The organism is Streptomyces sp. R41, assembly GCF_041053055.1.
In the GTDB taxonomy this organism is placed as follows: domain Bacteria; phylum Actinomycetota; class Actinomycetes; order Streptomycetales; family Streptomycetaceae; genus Streptomyces.
In genome coordinates this window covers 3,485,142-3,503,310 of sequence record NZ_CP163443.1, presented here as the reverse complement: position 1 = coordinate 3,503,310, position 18,169 = coordinate 3,485,142, and the positions used below count along the sequence as shown (strand labels likewise).

General features: G+C 69.1%; 16 protein-coding genes. 12 read left to right on the top strand and 4 right to left on the bottom strand.

What is annotated here, in order from left to right; genetic code table 11:
• Positions 1–374: 374 nt before the first annotated feature.
• Complete coding sequence (locus AB5J53_RS16330; RefSeq protein ID WP_369246384.1) at positions 375–1,352, bottom strand: DUF3068 domain-containing protein; 978 nt, start codon at positions 1,350–1,352, stop codon at positions 375–377.
• A 302-nt stretch (positions 1,353–1,654) separates the two neighbouring features.
• Here AB5J53_RS16330 and AB5J53_RS16325 point away from each other — a divergent pair, with 302 nt between their 5' ends.
• From AB5J53_RS16325 to AB5J53_RS16285, 9 genes are all read left to right on the top strand, one after another.
• Positions 1,655–1,807 (top strand): hypothetical protein, encoded by a 153-nt coding sequence (locus tag AB5J53_RS16325; protein WP_369246383.1) that lies wholly within the window; start codon positions 1,655–1,657, stop codon positions 1,805–1,807.
• Positions 1,808–1,809: 2 nt separating this feature from the next.
• Positions 1,810–3,054, top strand: coding sequence for a helix-turn-helix domain-containing protein (locus AB5J53_RS16320; protein ID WP_369246382.1), 1,245 nt, complete (start codon positions 1,810–1,812; stop codon positions 3,052–3,054).
• Between the two features lie 221 nt (positions 3,055–3,275).
• Positions 3,276–4,049, top strand: a complete 774-nt coding sequence (locus tag AB5J53_RS16315; protein WP_369246381.1) for an IclR family transcriptional regulator — start codon at positions 3,276–3,278, stop codon at positions 4,047–4,049.
• Positions 4,046–4,897: an SMP-30/gluconolactonase/LRE family protein gene (locus AB5J53_RS16310; RefSeq protein ID WP_369246380.1), complete on the top strand. Its 852-nt coding sequence runs from the start codon at positions 4,046–4,048 to the stop codon at positions 4,895–4,897. The genes AB5J53_RS16315 and AB5J53_RS16310 overlap by 4 nt, the downstream gene beginning before the upstream one ends.
• Positions 4,898–5,079: 182 nt before the next feature.
• Positions 5,080–6,426: an extracellular solute-binding protein gene (locus tag AB5J53_RS16305; protein WP_369246379.1), complete on the top strand. Its 1,347-nt coding sequence runs from the start codon at positions 5,080–5,082 to the stop codon at positions 6,424–6,426.
• Positions 6,423–7,382, top strand: a complete 960-nt coding sequence (locus AB5J53_RS16300) for a carbohydrate ABC transporter permease (protein WP_369246378.1) — start codon at positions 6,423–6,425, stop codon at positions 7,380–7,382. Before AB5J53_RS16305 ends, AB5J53_RS16300 begins: the two co-directional genes overlap by 4 nt.
• Entirely contained in the window at positions 7,379–8,254 is an 876-nt protein-coding gene (locus AB5J53_RS16295; RefSeq protein WP_369246377.1) for a carbohydrate ABC transporter permease, read from the top strand. The genes AB5J53_RS16300 and AB5J53_RS16295 overlap by 4 nt, the downstream gene beginning before the upstream one ends.
• A 21-nt stretch (positions 8,255–8,275) precedes the next feature.
• Positions 8,276–9,241, top strand: a complete 966-nt coding sequence (locus tag AB5J53_RS16290) for an arabinan endo-1,5-alpha-L-arabinosidase (protein ID WP_369246376.1) — start codon at positions 8,276–8,278, stop codon at positions 9,239–9,241.
• Positions 9,242–9,358: 117 nt separating this feature from the next.
• Positions 9,359–10,861 carry an alpha-N-arabinofuranosidase gene (locus AB5J53_RS16285; protein ID WP_369246375.1) on the top strand — a complete coding sequence of 501 codons (1,503 nt, stop codon included), beginning with the start codon at positions 9,359–9,361 and terminating at the stop codon, positions 10,859–10,861.
• On the opposite strand, the gene AB5J53_RS16280 is transcribed toward AB5J53_RS16285, so the two are convergent.
• Positions 10,858–13,827, bottom strand: coding sequence for a beta-galactosidase (locus AB5J53_RS16280; protein WP_369246374.1), 2,970 nt, complete (start codon positions 13,825–13,827; stop codon positions 10,858–10,860). The genes AB5J53_RS16285 and AB5J53_RS16280 overlap by 4 nt on opposite strands.
• Positions 13,828–13,936: 109 nt before the next feature.
• On the opposite strand from AB5J53_RS16280, the gene AB5J53_RS16275 reads away from it, so the two are divergent.
• A complete protein-coding gene (locus tag AB5J53_RS16275; protein ID WP_369246373.1) occupies positions 13,937–14,368 on the top strand; it encodes an Rrf2 family transcriptional regulator in 432 nt (143 codons plus the stop codon).
• Between the two features lie 133 nt (positions 14,369–14,501).
• Positions 14,502–15,410, top strand: coding sequence for a sulfite exporter TauE/SafE family protein (locus tag AB5J53_RS16270; protein WP_369246372.1), 909 nt, complete (start codon positions 14,502–14,504; stop codon positions 15,408–15,410).
• Positions 15,411–15,422: 12 nt separating this feature from the next.
• On the opposite strand, the gene AB5J53_RS16265 is transcribed toward AB5J53_RS16270, so the two are convergent.
• Together AB5J53_RS16265 and AB5J53_RS16260 are read right to left on the bottom strand one after the other, a co-directional pair.
• A complete protein-coding gene (locus AB5J53_RS16265; RefSeq protein WP_369246371.1) occupies positions 15,423–15,980 on the bottom strand; it encodes a BLIP family protein in 558 nt (185 codons plus the stop codon).
• 172 nt (positions 15,981–16,152) lie between these two features.
• Complete coding sequence (locus tag AB5J53_RS16260; RefSeq protein ID WP_369246370.1) at positions 16,153–16,914, bottom strand: intradiol ring-cleavage dioxygenase; 762 nt, start codon at positions 16,912–16,914, stop codon at positions 16,153–16,155.
• A 227-nt stretch (positions 16,915–17,141) separates the two neighbouring features.
• Between AB5J53_RS16260 and AB5J53_RS16255 the strand changes: the two genes are divergently transcribed.
• Positions 17,142–18,110, top strand: coding sequence for an arabinan endo-1,5-alpha-L-arabinosidase (locus AB5J53_RS16255; protein WP_369246369.1), 969 nt, complete (start codon positions 17,142–17,144; stop codon positions 18,108–18,110).
• Positions 18,111–18,169 lie beyond the last annotated feature (59 nt).

Genomic DNA, 18,169 nt, shown 5'->3' with positions numbered 1-18,169 from the left:
TCTGAATCGTTCGGTGGGGTGGCGCTTCTCCGGTGTCGCCGTGGGGTGGCGTCTGGCTGGTCTCTTGCAAGTGGGGTGGCGCTTCTCGGGTGTCGCCGTGGGGTGGCGTCTGGCTGGTCTCCTGCGGTGGGGCGGCGCCTCTCCGGTCTCTCGGTCGGGCGGCGCTTTTGCGTTCTTTCGGTGGGACGGCGCTTCTCTGGTCTTTCGACGGGATGGGGCCGAGAATCTGCCCAGCTGTGGGGGTTCTGGGCATTCGCCGTGACGGGGATGTGGGCGGGCTGTGCTCGGGTGGGGTTGGACAGTTTTCGCCCAGTGGTTCGATGCGGCTACTCACCGAGGTGACAATTTCCGGGCTTTGTGGAGCTGACGGCACATCACATCGTGAGCGGAGGCTGGGACGACTCGGACGTATCGGGATCCGGTCGCCCGCGTACCACCAAAACGACCCCCACCGCGGCCAGCACGAAACCGAGCACACCGGCACCAATCGGCAACGTCTGCCCCACCATGCGCAGTTGCCCGCTCTCGGTCTTCGCCTGGTCCACCTGGTCCTGTTGCGTCGCGGCTGTGAAGGCCAGCTTTTGACTGTCCAGGAGCACCGTCGCGTCCTTCTTGCCGCCCGGGGCGCGCAGCGTCCTGCGCGGGCCGACCTGCGCGTAGATCACCCGGCCCGTGCGCTGGTCGACGACGAGCTCGATCAGGTGGTTGGCGTACCACTCCTCGGCGAGCACCTGGCTGCGCTTCGGCTCCCCGACGATCGCGCCCGGCACCAGACGGGTCCCGGTCCTGGTCGCGGGGACGGATCCGGTGAACCGGTAGCCCTCGTACCCGCGGATCTTCTTGGTGCCCCGGTAGTTCAGGGTGACCGTCGCGCCGAGCGAGTTGTCCCACCAGCGGTACGCGCGTTTTTGCACGTCGAAGGGGAACTTGAGGTAGGCCTCGCCCTCGAAGTACGGCTTCTCCTGGCAGCAGTGCGCCGGTGTGTTGGTCCTGCGGTCGGTGACCCAGCGGCCCGGCACGAACTCCAGGGCGTCGTGCGGGTCGGCGGCCGGCAGCGACTTGTCCGTGTCGACCGTGGTGGTCACGTCCCAGACGGCCTTTCCGCTGCGCTCACTGTCGGCGACGTCGCCGCGTACCCGCTGGGTGACGGTGATCTTCTGGTCGGGCACGGTCTCGACCTTGTCGACGTCGAAGACGCTGCCCGTGCCGGTGTAGACGGCGGTCGTGTCGATGTCGATCGGGTTCACGGCGGCCCGCGGTTCCACGTACCACGCGAGCATCGGGGCCAGCACGAGCAGGAAGGTGCCGAGGCCGAGAAGGATCAGGGAGACGGGTGAGACTCTGCGACGCATCCGGGCACTCCAGGGGCGTGAGGAGGCTCGACGCACGGGTGATATCGGGTGGTACGAGGTGATACGGATGCGTCGACACCAGGAGGGAAAGTGCACGTGCGGTATGGGCCGGGAACCGTAGGCGCACCCTTGACGGGGTGTCAATGCATTGTCGAGACTGTGGCGAGGCTCTGGCGCCAGGCCGGCGACAGGACCTCACCGGACGGGACCGGTGAACGGGGCAGGAGTCGCGCAGCCGCATGACCACGGCCGCGCGGAGTACCGGGGTGGGGACGACCTCCGACAGAGAGGCTGACCCTGCGATGTCCAGACTGCTCGCCGCCGCACTGACTGTCGCGGCCGCCGCCGCACTCGCCGTGGGCGCCGCGCTCGGTGTCGTCGCGCTCCTCGACGCGACGCCGGACCAGCCGAACACGCCACTGATCACCTATGAGAATGTCGGCCAGGAGCGTTGACCGTGACCGCTCGTCCGGGAACCGTCGCGTTGCACTCGGCCTGGCACGAGGTTCCCCGCGTCCAGGTGCGGCAGTTCGCGGCGATCGCCATGGCCGAGGCACCCGCGCTCGCCGAGGAGATCCTGCGCGAGATCCGCCGCGAGTACCCGCATCTGCCGGTCGTCCTCGACGACTCCGGGGAGCCGATGGCCCTGGTCGGCATCCGCCGTGCGATCGAGGTCTTCGTGCAGCATCTGGAGACGGCGGAGGGTCGCCCGCGGGTCCATCCCGAGGTGTTCCAGGAATTCGGCCGGGGCGAGGGCCTGCACGGCCGCAGCCTCGACTCGCTCCAGGCGATCTACCGGCTCGGGGTACGGCTCGCCTGGCGGCGGTTCGCCGAGATCGGGCAGCGGGTCGACATCCCGCCACCGGCGATGTACGAGCTTGTCGACGCCGGATACGAGTATCTGGACGGCCTGGTGGATCAGTCCGTACGGGGTTACGCCGAAGCGGCGGCCCGGCAGGCGGGGGAGCGGCTGCGCCTCCAGCGGCGCCTGATGGAGTTACTGCTCTCCGAGCACCATCACCGGGGCGACCCCGCCGAGGCGCTCGTCGAACGCGCCGCCCGGATCGGCTGGCCGCTGCCCGACCGGATCGCCGTCGGCGTGCTGCTGCGGCCGGCCCGGGAGGCCGTCGCTCCCGCCGTCGGGCAGAGCGTGCTGCTCGACATGGAGTACGAGCAGCCCCGCATGGTCGTGCCCGAGCCGGACGCGGCCGGGCGCCCTGAGCTGCTGCACCGGGCGCTGACCGGGTGGGCCGGGGCGATCGGGCCGCCGGTGCCGCTCGCCGACGCGGCGAAGTCGCTGCGCTGGGCCGAGGCGGCGGTACGGCTCATGGAGCGGGGGTTGCTCCCCGCAGGGGAGGTTCTCCACTGCACGGAACACACGGAGGCCTTGGTTCTCCTCCAGCCCGAGGAGCTGATCGACGACCTGGCGCTGCGCTGTCTTGCGCCCCTTGCCCACTGCGGGCCCACGCACGGGCGGCGGCTGGCCGAGACCCTGCTGGCCTGGCTGGAAACGCGGGGTGGTGCGCCCGAGGTCGCCGCGCGACTCGGGGTTCATCCGCAGACCGTGCGCTACCGCCTCCGGCAGATACGGGAACTCTGGGGCGACGAGGTCGATGATCCCGACCGGCGCTTCGAGCTGGAGCTGGTGCTGCGGGCGCAACGGCTCCGGGGCGAGCTGGGGGACCCACGAGCCCGGCGCTGACCTCCCGTCGTGGCCTTTCCGAGCGCCCCCCGTCAACCAGTCACCGGGCGCTCCCCTCCCGTCGGTTTCCCGCCCACCACCCGTCTCGCCCTGTCGATCGGTTCCCTCGCTGAAAGACGGCCCCGTCACCGACCATTGCCCGCTCAAGACAGCCATGAGTAACCTGTGTTCGTCATGCCGATCGTCTGTTGAAATTTCGAACACAAGGGAGGGGGCCGGTTGTGGGACGCCTCGTACCTGCCGTGACCCGAGCTCTGGACATACTCGAGCTCTTCCTGGACGGGGACGGCACTCTCTCCGCCCCCGACATCGTGCGCAAGCTGCAGCTGCCCCGCACGACGGTGCACGAGCTGGTCACCACGCTCGCCGCCCGGTCGTACATCGTCCAGGTGCCCGGCCAGCCGGGACGCTACCGGCTCGGCGTGCGGCCGTACCAGCTCGGCAGCCGGTACGCCGAGCAGCTGGACCTCGCCGCCGAGGGCCAGCAGGTCGCCCGCTCCGTGGCCGAGACCTGCGACGAGACCGTACACGTGGCCATCCTCGAAGGCACCGACGTCATCTACATCGCGAAGGTCGACTCCACGCACGCCGTGCGCATGGTGTCGGCGGCGGGCCGTCGCCTGCCGGCGCACTGCACCTCCGTCGGCAAGATGCTGCTCGCCTCGCTCCCCGAGCCGGAGCTGACGTCGCGCATCCCCGACAACGCCGAGCTGGTCGCGATGACGCCCAACAGCATCACCGAGCCGGCCGCCCTGCGCGAGGCCCTGGCGGAGATCCGCCGCCGCGGCATCGCCGTGGAGAGCCGTGAGTCCAACCCGGACGTCAGCTGCGTCGCCGCCCCGGTGCGCGACCGTACGGGACAGGTCGTCGCCGCGCTCTCCATCTCCGTACCGATGATCCGCTGGAGCGACGAGCGCCGCGCCGAACTGGAGCAGCTCGCCGCGAAGGGCGCCGCCGAGCTGTCCGAGCGGCTCGGCCACCGGAACGTCGGATGACGGCCGTCGAGGTCGCCGTACACGCGCATGCGGCCCTCGGCGAGGGCCCGACCTGGGACCCGCACGCACAGCGGCTCATCTGGGTCGACATCCTCGGCTCCCGGGTCCACACGTACGACCCGGTCTCCGGACACCGCACGGTCATGGCCACCGAACAGCACGTGGGCGCCGCCAAGCCCCGCGCGGGCGGCGGTCTGGTCGTCAACCTCCGTGACGGAGTGGGGCTTTACGGAGCACCGGGTTCGGGTGAGCCCTTCCGGTGGCTGCACCGCGAGCCCGTGCCCGGCCGCCGCGCGAACGACGCGGCGGTCGCCCCCGACGGCTCGCTGTGGTGCGGCACCATGCGCTACGACGAGGCGCCGCGTGGCGGCACGCTGTCGCGGATCGCCCCCGACGGCACGGTCCGGACGATCCTCGACGACGTCGCCGTCAGCAACGGCACGGGCTGGAGCCCGGACGGCCGGCTGATGTACTACATCGACTCCCCGACCCGAAGGATCGACGTCTTCGACGTGGGCGAGGATCAACTGCCGACCAACAGGCGGCCGTTGGCCGACGTCGACGACGGCTTCCCCGACGGCCTCACCGTCGACGCCGACGGCTGCGTATGGGTGGCCCTCTGGGACGGCGGCGCGGTCCGCCGTTACACCCCGGACGGCGAACTGGACCGGGTCGTCGAACTTCCCGTCCGCCGCCCTACCGCCTGCGCGTTCGGCGGCGCCGATCTGACCGACCTTTACATCACCACGGCCCGTACGGGACTTGAGGCGCCGCACCCGATGTCGGGCTCGGTGCTGGTGGTGCCCGGTGCGGGGAAGGGGCTGCCCCAGCCCGCGTTCGCCGGGTAGCGGCCTCTGCGCGATGCCCCCCGTCCACCTGGTGGACGGGGGGCATCGCTGTCTCCAATGGCCGGTATCCCGAACGCTGTTCGGAACTTTTGCGCAAAGCATTGACGCGGAAGCGCTTCGATTTTACGGTCCCGTTCGAAGTTGCGATCATCTATCGAAATCTCGAACAGTGAGGGCGGGGCATGGGACGACCTGGCCTGAATCGAAGGCAACTCCTGGCCGGAGTAGGTGGGTTGACTGTCGCGGGCAGTCTGGGCTTCGCCGCCCTTGGCACCGGTGCGGACGCGCTCGCGTCCAGTGCGAACACCCGCGTCCGCTACTGGAACCTCTTCAGCGGCGGCGACGGGTACAACATGATCGCGATGCTGGACGCCTTCCGTAAGGCGAACCCCGACATCGACGTGAAGGATTCGACCCTCCAGTGGGGCAATCCGTACTACACCAAGCTCGCCATGGCGGCCTCCGGCAGTCGCGCGCCCGACCTCAGCGTCATGCACCTGGGGCGCGTCGCCGGCTTCGCGCCGGGACGGCTGCTGGACCCCTGGGACATGGACCTGCTCGCCAAGTACGGCATCCGCGAACAGGACTTCAACCCGGCGCTGTGGAAGCGCGCCGTCATCGACGGCAAGCTCTACGCGCTGCCCCTCGACATCCACGCCCAGCTGTCCTTCTACCGCAAGGACGTCCTGAAGAAGGCGGGTCTCCTCGGGGACGACGGCCTCATCGTGCCGATCACCTCCACGAAGGAGTGGTTCGACGCCCTGAAGGCCGCCAAGAAGTCCACCAAGAAAGGCCTGCAGACCGTCGGCATCCACGCCAACGACCAGAATTTCTCCTGGTGGTTCTTCGTCGCCTTCTACACACAGCTCGGCGGCACCTACTTCAACTCCGCGATGACGGACGTCGTCTTCGACGAGGACAAGGCCACCCAGGTGCTGGAATTCCTGCGCCGGCACGTCACCGACGGGTACGCCATCGCCGGCGCGGCCGACGCCGAGCAGTTCATGAACGGCTCGCCCTTCGTCTGGGAGGGCAACTGGTCCGTGCCCGTCTACTCGGGCGCGAAGATCGAGTACGGCGCGACCCCGCTGCCCCCCGTCTTCGGCAAGCAGGCGACGCACGCCGAGTCGCACTCCTTCGTCCTGCCGCACCAGTCGAGCCGGGGCGGCTCCTCCAACGAGGGCGCTCACCGGCTGGCCGCGTACATCGTCAAGAACGCCCTCGCCTGGGCCGCGGGCGGTCACATCCCCGCCTACACCCCGACCCTCGAGTCCGCCGCGTACAAGAAGCTCACCCCGCAGAACGAGTACGTCTCGGCCATGGACCACCAGGCGACCGAGCCGAAGGCATGGTTCTCGGGCTCCACCGGCACGCTCGCCGCCCGCATCGGGCCCGTCGTCGCCTCCTCCAACCTCGGCTCCGCGAAGCCGGCCGCGGCCGCCCACAGCATGAAGAACGTGCTGGAAAAGCTGCTGGCCATGAAGAACCCGATGGACGGCAAGACCGCCGCGCAGGGAGGTGCCGCATGACCGCGACCAGTGCCGAGGCCACTCTCGCGCCCGCCTCGAAGCCGATACGTTCCACCAGCGCCGGAAGCGCAGACAGCCTCCGGGCCCGCATGGGACGCAGGCTCCAGCACGGCGGCTGGTTCATCGCCCCGTTCCTCGTCCTGTTCGCCCTGTTCGTGATCTGGCCGATCCTGCGGGGCATCTATCTGAGCTTCACCGACGCCAACGTCTCGGGCGTCGGCGCGAACTTCGTCGGCTGGGACAACTACCGCGAGGCCTTCCACGACCCGCTGGTGTGGGACTCCCTCGGCCACAGCGCGTACTTCACGCTCCTGGTCGTGCCCTGCATCACCGTCATCGCCTTCCTCATGGCGATGCTCGCCCACCACATCGAGCGCGCCAAGTGGCTGTGGCGGCTGTGCTTCTTCGCCCCGTTCCTGCTGCCGTCCACGGTCGCGGGCAACCTGTGGCAGTGGCTGTTCAACCCCGGTACGGGCATGGTGAATTACGTCCTGGGCATCGACACGGCCTGGCTCACCGAGAAGTCGACGGCCATGCTCGCCGTGGTCATCTGCACCCTGTGGTGGACGGTCGGCTTCAGCTTCCTGCTCTACCTCGCCGCCCTCCAGTCCATCCCGGACCACCTGTACGAGGCGGCCAAGCTGGACGGAGCGAACGCCTGGCACCGCATGGTGCACATCACCCTGCCGATGCTGCGCAACATCACCGGCCTCGTCATCGCCCTGCAGATCCTCGCCTCGCTCCAGGTCTTCGACCAGGCTGTCGTGATCTACGACTTCGGTCCCGGACCGGAGGAGTCGACCCGCACCTTCGTCCAGTACACCCTCGAAGAGGGCTTCACCAGCTACCGCGTGGGCTACGCCTCCGCGATCTCCATCATCTTCTTCGTGATCATCGCGTCCGTCGCCCTCGGCCGGATGTGGCTGCTGCGCAAGCGTGAGGAGGGCGTGCGATGACCGCCACGCAAATACAGGCCAAGGCAAGGATCAAGAGCCGTACCAGGAAGCCCTGGACGCCCAGCCAGATCATTCTCACCCTCCTCGGTGTCGCCGTCTCCGCGGTGTGGATGGCGCCCCTGGCCTGGGCCCTGTTCACCTCTCTCAAGTCGGAGACCGAGGCCGTCGAGGTGCCGCCGCACTGGCTGCCGAAGGTGTGGACGGCCCAGGCCTGGAAGGCCATCTTCGAGACCGGCAACATCACCAACTGGTTCGTGAACTCGCTCGTCGTCTCGGTCTGTGTCACGGCCATCGTGCTGCTGGTCAGCGCGCTCGCCGGCTACGGCTTCGCGCGCACCGAGTTCCGCTTCAAGGGCGCCCTGATGGGCCTGGTCATGGCCGGGCTCATGGTGTCGCCCGCCGTCCTCGGCGTGCCCCTGTTCACCACGGTCCAGCAGATGGGGATGGTCGACACCTACTGGGGCATGATCCTTCCGCAGTGCGCGCCCGCCGCGATGGTCTACATCCTCTACAAGTTCTTCCAGGGCATTCCGAGGGAGCTGGAGGAGGCCGCGTTCATCGACGGCGCGGGCCGCTGGCGGGTCTTCTTCACCATCATCGTGCCGCTGTCGCGCCCGTCCCTCTCCGCCGTGGGGATCTTCACCTTCATCGCGTCCTGGAACAACTTCCTGTGGCCGTACATGGTGACCAACAACCCCGACCTGATGACCCTGCCCAACGGCATCGCGACCGTCATGAACTCCTACGGCATCCAGTGGGCCCAGCTCATGGCCGGCGGCCTGATGGCGGGCCTGCCGCTGATCATCGTCTTTGTCTTCTTCCAGCGCCAGATCGTCGCCGGTGTCGCGCACACCGGTCTCGCGGGCCAGTAACTCCCGAAACCGGAGACGCAGTTGAAGCGCTACAGATTCGCGACGGTCCTCGCCGCCGCCCTCCTCGCCCTCCTGCCCACCACCGCGCAAGCCGCCGACTACCCCGACCCCATCCCGCTCACCGGCCAGCAGATCATCCACGATCCCACGGTCATCCACCTCAAGTCCGGCGGATACGTGGCCTACTCCACCGGCGGCATCATCGGCGCCCGCCTCTCCAAGGACCGCGTCCAGTGGGACGACGCGGGCAACGCCTTCGCCACGCCCCCGAGCTGGTGGTACGAGTACAACTCGACCGGCGACCCCTGGGCACCGGACATCTCGTACCGCGACGGCCGCTACTGGCTCTACTACGCCGTCTCCTCCTGGGGCACCAACCACTCCGCGGTCGGCGTCGCCACGTCCCCGACCGGCCTGCCCGGCACCTGGACCGACCACGGCAAGGTCTTCACCTCCGAGACGACCGACGCCTGGAACGCCATCGACCCGGCCGTGATCCGCGCCGACGGCAAGCTGTGGATGGCGTTCGGCTCGTACTGGACCGGCGTCCGCATGGTCGAACTGGACCCGAGCACCGGCAAGGCCGTCGAGGGCACCACCGTCCACCACCTGGCGACCCGCCCGGACGCCCCGTACGCGGTCGAGGGCCCGTACGTGGTCAAACACGGCCGTTATTACTACCTCTTCGCCTCGTACGACGCCTGCTGCGCGGGCGTGAACTCCACGTACAAGATCAAGGTCGGCCGTTCCACGAGCGTCACCGGCCCGTACGTCGACAGCGATGGCACACCCCTGCTGGAGGGCGGCGGTGACCTGCTGCTGGCCGGACACGGCCGCTACATCGGCACCGGCGGCGAGTCGGTGTTCCGCGATCGAGGCCAGGACTGGCTGGCGTACCACTACTACGACGCGGACGACAACGGCACACCAAAGCTGGGGCTCAACAGGCTGGCCTGGAAGAAGAACGGCTGGCCGAGCGTGGTCTAGGGGCGCGGGGCTGTGACACCGTGCGGCTCCGCCGCGTGGGCGCGCTCAGCACAAGACCACCCGCACCCGCCGACGAACACAAGCCACCCCCCAACACATCGCGCCCGAAAGGAAACCATGCGCACCGCCCGCTTCGCCCTCGACCCCGCCTTCACCGTAGGCAAGGTCGACCCACGACTCTTCGGATCCTTCGTCGAACACCTCGGCCGCTGCGTCTACACAGGCATCTTCGAGCCCGGCCACTCCTCGGCCGACGAGACGGGCCTCCGCACGGACGTACTGGACCTGGTCCGCGAACTCGGCGTCACCACGATCCGCTACCCCGGCGGCAACTTCGTCTCCGGCTACAACTGGGAGGACTCGGTGGGCCCGGCCGAGGACCGCCCCCGCCGTCTCGACCTGGCCTGGCGCTCCACGGAGACCAACCGCTTCGGCCTGTCCGAGTACATCGCCTTCCTGAAGAAGGTCGGTCCGCAGGCCGAGCCGATGATGGCCATCAACCTCGGCACGCGCGGCGTCGCCGAGGCCCTGGCGCTCCAGGAGTACGCCAATCACCCTTCCGGGACCGCCCGTTCGGACCTGCGCGTGGCGCACGGCGACAAGGACCCGTTCGGAATCAAGCTGTGGTGCCTCGGCAACGAGATGGACGGCCCCTGGCAGACCGGCCACAAGACCGCCGAGGAGTACGGCCGGCTCGCCGCCGAGACCGCCCGTGCGATGCGGCAGATCGAGCCGGACCTCGAACTCGTCGCGTGCGGCTCCTCCGGGCAGGGGATGCCGACCTTCGCCGAGTGGGAGGCGACCGTTCTCCAGGAGACGTACGACCTCGTCGACCACATCTCCCTGCACGCCTACTACGAGGAGACCGACGGCGACCGGGACTCCTTCCTCGCCTCCGCCGTCGACACGGAGTCCTTCATCGAGAACGTGGTGGCGACCTGCGACCACGTGGGCGCCCGCCTGAAGTCGAAGAAGAAGATCAACCTCTCCTTCGACGAGTGGAACGTCTGGTACCAGAGCCGGCCCAACCCGCACCCGGTCGAGGACTGGCAGGAGGCCCCGCGCATCCTGGAGGACGTCTACTCCGTCACGGACGCCGTCGTCTTCGGCTCCCTGCTCATCGCGCTGCTGCGGCACGCGGACCGGGTGACAGTGGCTTGCCTCGCCCAGCTCGTCAACGTCATCGCGCCGATCATGACGGAGCCGGGCGGCCCGGCCTGGCGGCAGACGACGTTCTTCCCGTTCGCGCAGGCCTCGAAGTACGGGCGCGGCCAGGTCCTCGACGTACGGGTGGACTCGCCGACGTACGAGACGAAGAAGTACGGCGAGGCGGACCTGCTGCACGCCACCGCCGTGCGCGCGGAGGACGGCTCGGTCACCGTCTTCGCCGTCAACCGCAGCCAGAGCGAGTCGCTGCCGCTCGAAGTCGCCCTGAACCGGCTGGGGCTGACGACGGTCGTCGAGCACAGCGCGCTCGCGGACGCCGACCCGGACGCCACCAACACCCTCGACGACCAGGAGCGGGTCACCCCGCACCCGGTCGAGGGGACCACCCTCCAGGACGGCACGCTGAGCGCCGTCCTGGAGCCGCTGTCGTGGAACGTGATCCGGCTGAGCTAGCTCTTGTGGGTACGGCCGGGGGAGGCGACCAGTGTCACCGGCACTCCTCCGGCCGCGCTGCCCAGCAGTGTCAGCTTCACCTCGCCCGGGCCCGCCGGTGTGGTCCCGTCGGACAGCACCGCGAGGGCAAGTGTGTTGAGCCCCCGTGTGCGGAGCAGTCCGTTCGGCAGCACGAAGGTGTGCTGGGGGCCCACATCATTGATGTACTGGCCCATGTTCCAGCCGTTCAGGAAGATCTGCACGCGGTAGGCGCGGGCCGGGTCGTCGGTGAGCGTGAGCCCGATCGAGGCGTCCACCCTCGCGTCGACGGCGAGCCGGAAGCCGGTGCGGTACCAGGTGACACCCTGCCGCCGCTCGGCGCGCGGGAAGTCGACGACCTTCCAGCCGCTGTCCGCGAACCCGGGCAGATGCCAGCCGTGCCGCTCCCCGTACAGACCCCCGTTGTTGACCGGCCCGCGCACCGGGTCCGGGGCCACCTCGCCCTGGATCCGCCAAGTGGCCGCCGGAGAGGCCCCTTTGAAGGTCACAGCCGTCAGGCCCCGGGCCACCTTGTGGGTGTCCTTCGCGGCCCCGTCCTCGTCGTGCTGCATACGGCGCACGAGGACGGACAACACGCGCGGCCCCGTCTTCTCGGGGACGGGGAACGTCGCCGTGGCCGACCAGGTCCCCTGCCTGACCGTCTTCTTGTCCGGCACCGGCATCCGATGCGTACCCAGCGGCTTCCCGTCCAGCCACGCCATCAGCAGGCCCTGCGCGCCCGAGATGTAGGAGAGGGACACGGAATCCGCGCCGGCCGCGTCCGTGAAGTGGCCCCGGTACCAGACATCGCCGTAGTGGTAGCCGTAGTCGTCGGCGAACAGCACGGGCTGCCCGGCGGGTACGGGGGTGACGCTGTACGAGGACTTCTTGTTCGCGACCTTCCAGCCGGAGTCGTCATAGTCGGCGGCGGACTCCGGGTTCTCGGCGGACCGGCGCCAGTTGGCCAGCGCGGGGAGCCGGACGCCGGGCACACCGGGCAGCAGCTGCTCGGCCCGCAGGCTGCCGGACTTGGTGGCCTTCGCCTTCAACGTGCCCTGGTTCCAGATGACTTCACTCATTCCACGCGGCCCCCAGACCTCAAGGTCCGCCGCCTCGACCGTGTCCCCGGTGAGATGGACGGTGGCGCCGCGCAGGACGGCGGTGCGCACGAGTGCGGGGCCGTGCACCAGCACCGGGCCGGACGGGGTGTCGTACCGCCACAGCCGTCCGGAGGTCTCGTCGTCGGCGAGCAGCAGCAGGAGAGGTGTCGAGGCACCGCCGCCCTTCACCAACACCCGTGTGATACCGCCGAGTTGTGCGTCCACCCGCAGGACCCCGTCGGCGTACGTGTGCCCCGCGTTCCCCGCCAGCACGGTGACCGTCGGCTCGCTCGCGCACTCCAGCGCGGTCTGCGTCGATTCGCCCGCGCAGCCCGTGAGCACGGCGATGTCCTGGCGCCCGGCGTTCAGCCAGAGCATCGGTTGGGCGGTGGAGTACCTCAGCTTCCGCCTTCCGAGGGCGATTCCGGTGGCGAGCAACCGGGCGTCGAGACCGGGGACGGGCACGTCGGCGGTCGTTCCGGCGAGCGGCACGGAGGCGACCACCCCGGCGGAGCTGTCATTGCGCAGCACGTAGAAGTGCGCCTTCGTGTCCGGATTGACGAGGTGGTATGCCTTGATCCCGTCCCCGTCGACCGTGATGTCCTCGGCGCGGTCCAGCTTCGCCAGGTCGGGCACGGAGTGCAGGAGCTGCCCGATCTGGTGCATCGGGATCAGTTTCGCGGTGGGCTGCCGGGCCTCGTCGAGGGCGGCACCGTAGTCGTACGAGGTGTAGACGATCGGCGCGGGCAGCCAGCCCCAGGACGTGCCGCCGAAGGTCATGTAGACGTTGTGGACCTTGATGCCGTTGGCGAGGTTGGTGAGGTAGAAGCGCCGCTCGTACGCCGCGTCGCGGGTCCGGCGCGACTCCGCGTACCCCTTGCCGTCGAACTCCGCGCCGCCCCACGGGTCGAACCAGCCACCCCCGAACTCGGCGATGAGCCCCGGGGTTTCCGGACTCGCGGTCGAGCCGCCCTTCGTACCGCCGATGCCGAAGTAGCCCCAGTCGGGCGGGGTCGCGAAGGGCGACGGATAGCCGTCGAAGCCGTACAGGTAACGGCCCTTCTCCCTGCCCGTGTCGAAGGTCCCCGGGGCCCAGTACCCGTTCCTGCCCTTGTCGTTGTGGAAGAGCGGCACGTCGATGCCGTCCGCACGGACCTTGGTGTAGAGGTGGGTCATGTAGTCGCGGCCGAGGGGGCTGTCGACGTTGTCCGCGTACTCGTTCTCCAGCTGATAGAGGACGATCGTGCCGCCGCCCTTGGTGTAGAGGTGCTTCGCGGCGATCCGGTCGACGGCGGTCAGCCACTCGTCGACGTACTTCAGATAGGTCGGGTCGGAGGTGCGGGCCGTGCCCTTGGTGACGGTCAGCCAGCCGGGGAAGCCGCCCGCGTCGACCTCGGCGTTGATGTACGGGCCCGGCCGCAGGATGACGTACAGGCCGGTCTCGGCGGCCGTGCGCAGGAACAGGTCGAGGTCGCGGACGCCGGTGAAGTCGTACTTCCCCGGCGCGGGGGAGTGGTAGTTCCACGACACATAGACGCTGATCGTGTTGTAGCCGTGGGCGCGCAGCTTCTCCAGCACGTCCCGCCACAGCGAGGGGCTCGGCAGACGGAAGGGGTGGACCTCGCCGGACCAGAGCACGAGGCGCTTGCCGTCGATCAGCATCGAATAGCGGTCGAAGCCGACGGTGTGCGCCTTGCGGTCGGCCGCGGGCCGCCCGGGCGCGGGCCCGGTGGGAGCGACGGGCGCCCTTCCGGCGGCGCACGCCTCATCGCTCCCGCTGCCGCTCAGCGAGAGGCCGAGCGCGGCGGTGCCGGCGATTGCGCTGAAGGTACGTCTGCTCAACACCATGCGGGGTCCTCCCGAGGACAGCGATGAGGGTCCCCCCTGTTCGAGCCAAGCCGAGAACTTGGCGGAGGGTGCGGCCATTGTCCACAGCGAAACCTCCCACAATGGTCATATGAGGATCTCGGCGCGGGCGGATTACGCGGTACGGGCGGTACTGGAGCTCGCCGTACGGCAGGCCGGCGGCCCGGCGAAGGCGGAGGCCATCGCCGCCGCGCAGGACATTCCCCACAAGTTCCTGGAGGGAATCCTCGGCGATCTCCGGCGCGGCGGCAGTGGCGGCTACCGGCTCGCACGCGCCCCCGACGCGATCACCGTCGCGGATGTCATCCGTACGGTGGACGGCCCGATCGTCTCCGTACGCGGCGAACGGCCCACCCAGCTCGCCCTCGAGGATCTTCCGTACGTTGGCGCGGGCCGCGACCCACAGCGGCAGCAGCGGTTCCGCGGGGCCGGTGTACGCGAACGTACTTGGGTCTGCGCCCGGGGCGGCGAGAGTGCGTGCATGGCGTCGCGGGGCAGACGGGAATTGTCAGACAGGCCCTAGGCCTGGGCCGGCCGCCTGTGAACGATCCTCATCGCGTCCTCAGGCTGCCCTCAGTTTCAGCACCTAGCGTCACCTCCCGTTCATCCCTGCCGAACCGGTAGGAAAGCCGGGCAACGACGGGACGGTCCTCCGCATGCGCACGCTGATACTGCTCGCCCTCGCGGGCCTCGGCGCCCAGCTGGTGGACGGCAGCCTCGGCATGGCGTACGGCGTGACGTCGACCACGCTGCTGCTCGCCATGGGCACCAACCCGGCCGCCGCCTCGGCCACGGTCCACTTCGCCGAGATCGGCACCACGCTGATGTCCGGCGCCTCGCACTGGCGCTTCGGGAACGTGGACTGGAAGGTCGTCGCCAAGATCGGCGTGCCGGGCGCGGTCGGCTCCTTCCTGGGCGCGACGGTCCTCTCCAAGCTCTCGACGGAGGTCGCCGAGCCGGCCATGTCGCTGATCCTGCTCGGGCTCGGCCTGTACGTCATGTCCCGCTTCACCTTCCGCGGCATGCCCAAGGGCCAATTGGGCAAGCCTCTGCGCAAGCGGTTCCTGGCCCCGCTCGGCCTGGTGGCAGGCTTCCTCGACGCCACCGGCGGAGGCGGCTGGGGCCCGGTCGGCACCCCGGCGCTCCTGGCCAGCGGGCGTCTGGAGCCCCGCAAGGTGATCGGCTCGGTCGACACCAGCGAGTTCCTGGTCGCCGTCGCCGCGAGTCTCGGCTTCCTCTTCTCGCTCGGCTCCCAGGGCCTGAACTGGGGCTGGGTGCTCGCCTTCCTGCTCGGCGGCCTGGTCGCCGCGCCCGTCGCCGCCTGGCTGGTCCGCCTGGTCCCGCCGCGCGTGCTGGGCTCCGCGGTCGGCGGCGTCATCATCGTCACCAACGTCCGTACGCTCCTGGGGAGCGACTGGGTCGGCGCGTCCGCGGGGCTCAGCACCCCGGTCTACGTCCTCCTGTACGCGCTGTGGGCCGCCGCCCTGACGTACTCGATCCGCGCCTACCGCAAGGAGAAGGAGGCGGAGCCGGCGGTCGAGGAGCGGCAGCCCGTGGCGGTGTAGGGACTCGGCGCGTCAGGTGAGGCTGCGCTGGTGGCGGTAGGTCAGCGTGCCGTCGGTGAACGTGAGGTACGCGCTCGGCGGGAACCGGCCGGTCGCGGAGGGGCAGTAGTACTCCACCGCGTGGCCGTTCGTGGCCGGCCAGTTGGGGTAGGTCTCCTGCTGCGCCACGCACGAGTCCTTCGGGACGACCGACCACACCTGTGCCTCGGTCATGCCCAGCGTCGTCCGGTTGTACTGAGCGAGCCTGATGGACGGCGTCTTCGCCTTGAACAGGAGCTCGCTCCGCTTGTTGTACAGCTTCCCGTCCGCGTTGAAGCTGAAGCCGCCGTACGGCACGTAGTCGCCCGACTCGGCCCAGCACAGGATGGCGTTGTCCCCGACGAGCCCACCGGTCTCACACGCCTGTGCGCCGCCGCCTATCGCCCAGACCTGGTCCTTCGTCATACCGAACTGGATCTGGTTGTACTTCTCGGCCGTGAACCCGGAGTACGCCTGCGCGCTGGTGGCTACGCCGACGATCGCCGCACCGGCCGCGATGAGCGAGACTCCTAAACGCCACACCTTCACCATCTGATGTTTCTCCTCGCCGGTCGATCATGCCGTGCCCGTGGGCGCGACCTTAATCACCAGGACTCTTCACGCGGTCTTCGAACGCGCGCCGAGGAACCGGGGCCGGGTGCGGAGCGGGGCGGCCCGCGTCGATGCGGGCCGCCCCTTTCTCCGTGGGGGGAGGGTCTGTGGATCAGCTCTGTTCGACGCCGAGTGTCAGGGTGCCCGTGTAGCCGGAGGAGGCGGAGCTGCCCAGGGCCGTCAGGGTGAGGAGGCCGGAGGCGGCGCCTCCGTCGTCGTAGATGGAGTCCTGGGCGAGGGTGGTGCGGGTGACGGTGTTGGTGGAGTACGGGGAGACCTTGGCGACGGCGGTCGTGACCGTTTCGCTGAAGAACAGCTGGCCCGTGTGGAGTTCCTGGCCGCCGGTGAGGGAGCCGTCGGAGGTGAGGGTCACACCCGTGTGCACCTTGACGTGGATGTGCACGCAGCGGCCTCGGTACCAGCCGGGGTAGATCGTGGTGATGTTCGCGACGCCGCTGGAGTTCGTCAGCACGCCGCCCCGCAGGAAGGTGCCGTCGTCCGGTTCGGCGTGGCCGTTGTTGCCGACGAACCCGGAGTACTCGCCGAGCGCGTCGCAGTGCCAGATCTCGACGAGGGCGTTGGCGATCGGGGCGCAGGTGTCGTCGTCGACCACGGTCAGCGCCAGCTTGAGGGGGGCGCCCGCCTTGCCTTCGGTGATGTCGGAGCGGACGAGCTGCCCGTCGAGGTAGTAGGGGCCTTCGGTCATCTCCTTCGTGAGGGTGCAGACGGCCGCCGCGGCGGCGGGGCTCGCGTCCGCCGCGTCGGCTGTGGGGGCTTCAGGAGCTGCGGCGCCCACGGCGAGCACGGCGGCCGTGGCGCCCGAGGCGATCAGTACGGTGCGGCGCCCGATCGGGGCATCTGAAGTGTCTGTCATGGACACGGCACCGTAGGAGGGGATGCTGTTGGCGAGCTGTCAGTTCTGCAAAGTGACGAGACGTCAAGTTGCTTGTGAGACAAGGGGAAGCTGGCGGCCTCCAGGGCCGTAATCACAGGTGTGTGACGGGAGTTCGGTGTGAGAAGCGTTGACTCGCAAGCGCTTCGATTCTACGGTCCCGTTCGAGGTCCTGACCTGCGTTCAGCATTTCGAACAGGAGGGTCCGTATGAGCCGCACCTCCCGCAGAACGGCACTGCTCGCCGTCCCGGCGGCCGTCCTTCTCGCCCTGATCCCGACCACCGCGTCGGCGTACCCCAACCCCGGCACCGTCACCGGTTCCGTCGTCGTGCACGACCCGACGATGATCCGCACCTCGGCGGGGCGGTATCTGCTGTACGCCACCGGTGGCGGCCTGAGCTACAAGACCTCAACCGACCGGATCGCGTTCACGGCGGGCAGCGACGCGTTCACCACCAAACCCGGCTGGTGGTCGACGTACGCCACCGAGGCCTGGGCGCCCGACATCTCGTACCATGGCGGGAAGTACTTGATGTACTACGCCGTCTCGACCTTCGGGTCCAACAAGTCCGCCATCGGGCTCGCCGGTTCGACGACCGGGCTGCCCGGCTCCTGGACCGACTACGGGACCGTCTACACCTCCACCACCGCCAGCGACTACAACGCCATCGACCCGAACCTCTTCGTGGACGACGACGGCAAGTGGTGGCTGTCGTTCGGCAGTTGGTGGACCGGCATCAAGATGATCCAGATCGATCCGTCCACCGGGAAGCAGCTCGCGAGCAACACGACGCGGTACTCGATCGCTTCCCGCCCGACCGGCACGAAGGCCGTCGAGGCGCCGTACATCGTCAAGCGCAACGGCTACTACTACCTGTTCGCCTCGTACGACGTCTGCTGCCAGGGCACCAGCTCCACGTACAAGGTCAAGGTGGGCCGGGCGACGAGCGTGACCGGGCCGTACTACGACCAGAGCGGGGTCGCCATGCTCAACAGCGGCGGCACCCCGGTCCTGGAGTCGCACGGCAGCGTCATCGGGCCCGGCGGCCAGTCCATCATGGCCGACTCGGACGGCGACCTGATCGTCTACCACTACTACGACGGCAACGACAGCGGGACACCCAAGCTCGGCATCAACCTGCTGAACTGGAGCAGTGGGTGGCCCGTGGCGTACTGAACCCGCCTAGGGCCTGTCTTTCGGATCACGCCTGGGCCGCGGGGCTTGGCACTCACATC

Coding starts and splice junctions, on each gene's coding strand:
- AB5J53_RS16305 (WP_369246379.1), top strand. CDS start 5,080: ATGGGACGACCTGGCCTGAATCGAAGGCAACTCCTGGCCGGAGTAGGT.
- AB5J53_RS16285 (WP_369246375.1), top strand. CDS start 9,359: ATGCGCACCGCCCGCTTCGCCCTCGACCCCGCCTTCACCGTAGGCAAG.
- AB5J53_RS16260 (WP_369246370.1), bottom strand. CDS start 16,914: ATGACAGACACTTCAGATGCCCCGATCGGGCGCCGCACCGTACTGATC.
- AB5J53_RS16280 (WP_369246374.1), bottom strand. CDS start 13,827: ATGGTGTTGAGCAGACGTACCTTCAGCGCAATCGCCGGCACCGCCGCG.
- AB5J53_RS16330 (WP_369246384.1), bottom strand. CDS start 1,352: ATGCGTCGCAGAGTCTCACCCGTCTCCCTGATCCTTCTCGGCCTCGGC.
- AB5J53_RS16295 (WP_369246377.1), top strand. CDS start 7,379: ATGACCGCCACGCAAATACAGGCCAAGGCAAGGATCAAGAGCCGTACC.
- AB5J53_RS16325 (WP_369246383.1), top strand. CDS start 1,655: ATGTCCAGACTGCTCGCCGCCGCACTGACTGTCGCGGCCGCCGCCGCA.
- AB5J53_RS16310 (WP_369246380.1), top strand. CDS start 4,046: ATGACGGCCGTCGAGGTCGCCGTACACGCGCATGCGGCCCTCGGCGAG.
- AB5J53_RS16270 (WP_369246372.1), top strand. CDS start 14,502: ATGCGCACGCTGATACTGCTCGCCCTCGCGGGCCTCGGCGCCCAGCTG.
- AB5J53_RS16265 (WP_369246371.1), bottom strand. CDS start 15,980: ATGGTGAAGGTGTGGCGTTTAGGAGTCTCGCTCATCGCGGCCGGTGCG.
- AB5J53_RS16275 (WP_369246373.1), top strand. CDS start 13,937: ATGAGGATCTCGGCGCGGGCGGATTACGCGGTACGGGCGGTACTGGAG.
- AB5J53_RS16300 (WP_369246378.1), top strand. CDS start 6,423: ATGACCGCGACCAGTGCCGAGGCCACTCTCGCGCCCGCCTCGAAGCCG.
- AB5J53_RS16255 (WP_369246369.1), top strand. CDS start 17,142: ATGAGCCGCACCTCCCGCAGAACGGCACTGCTCGCCGTCCCGGCGGCC.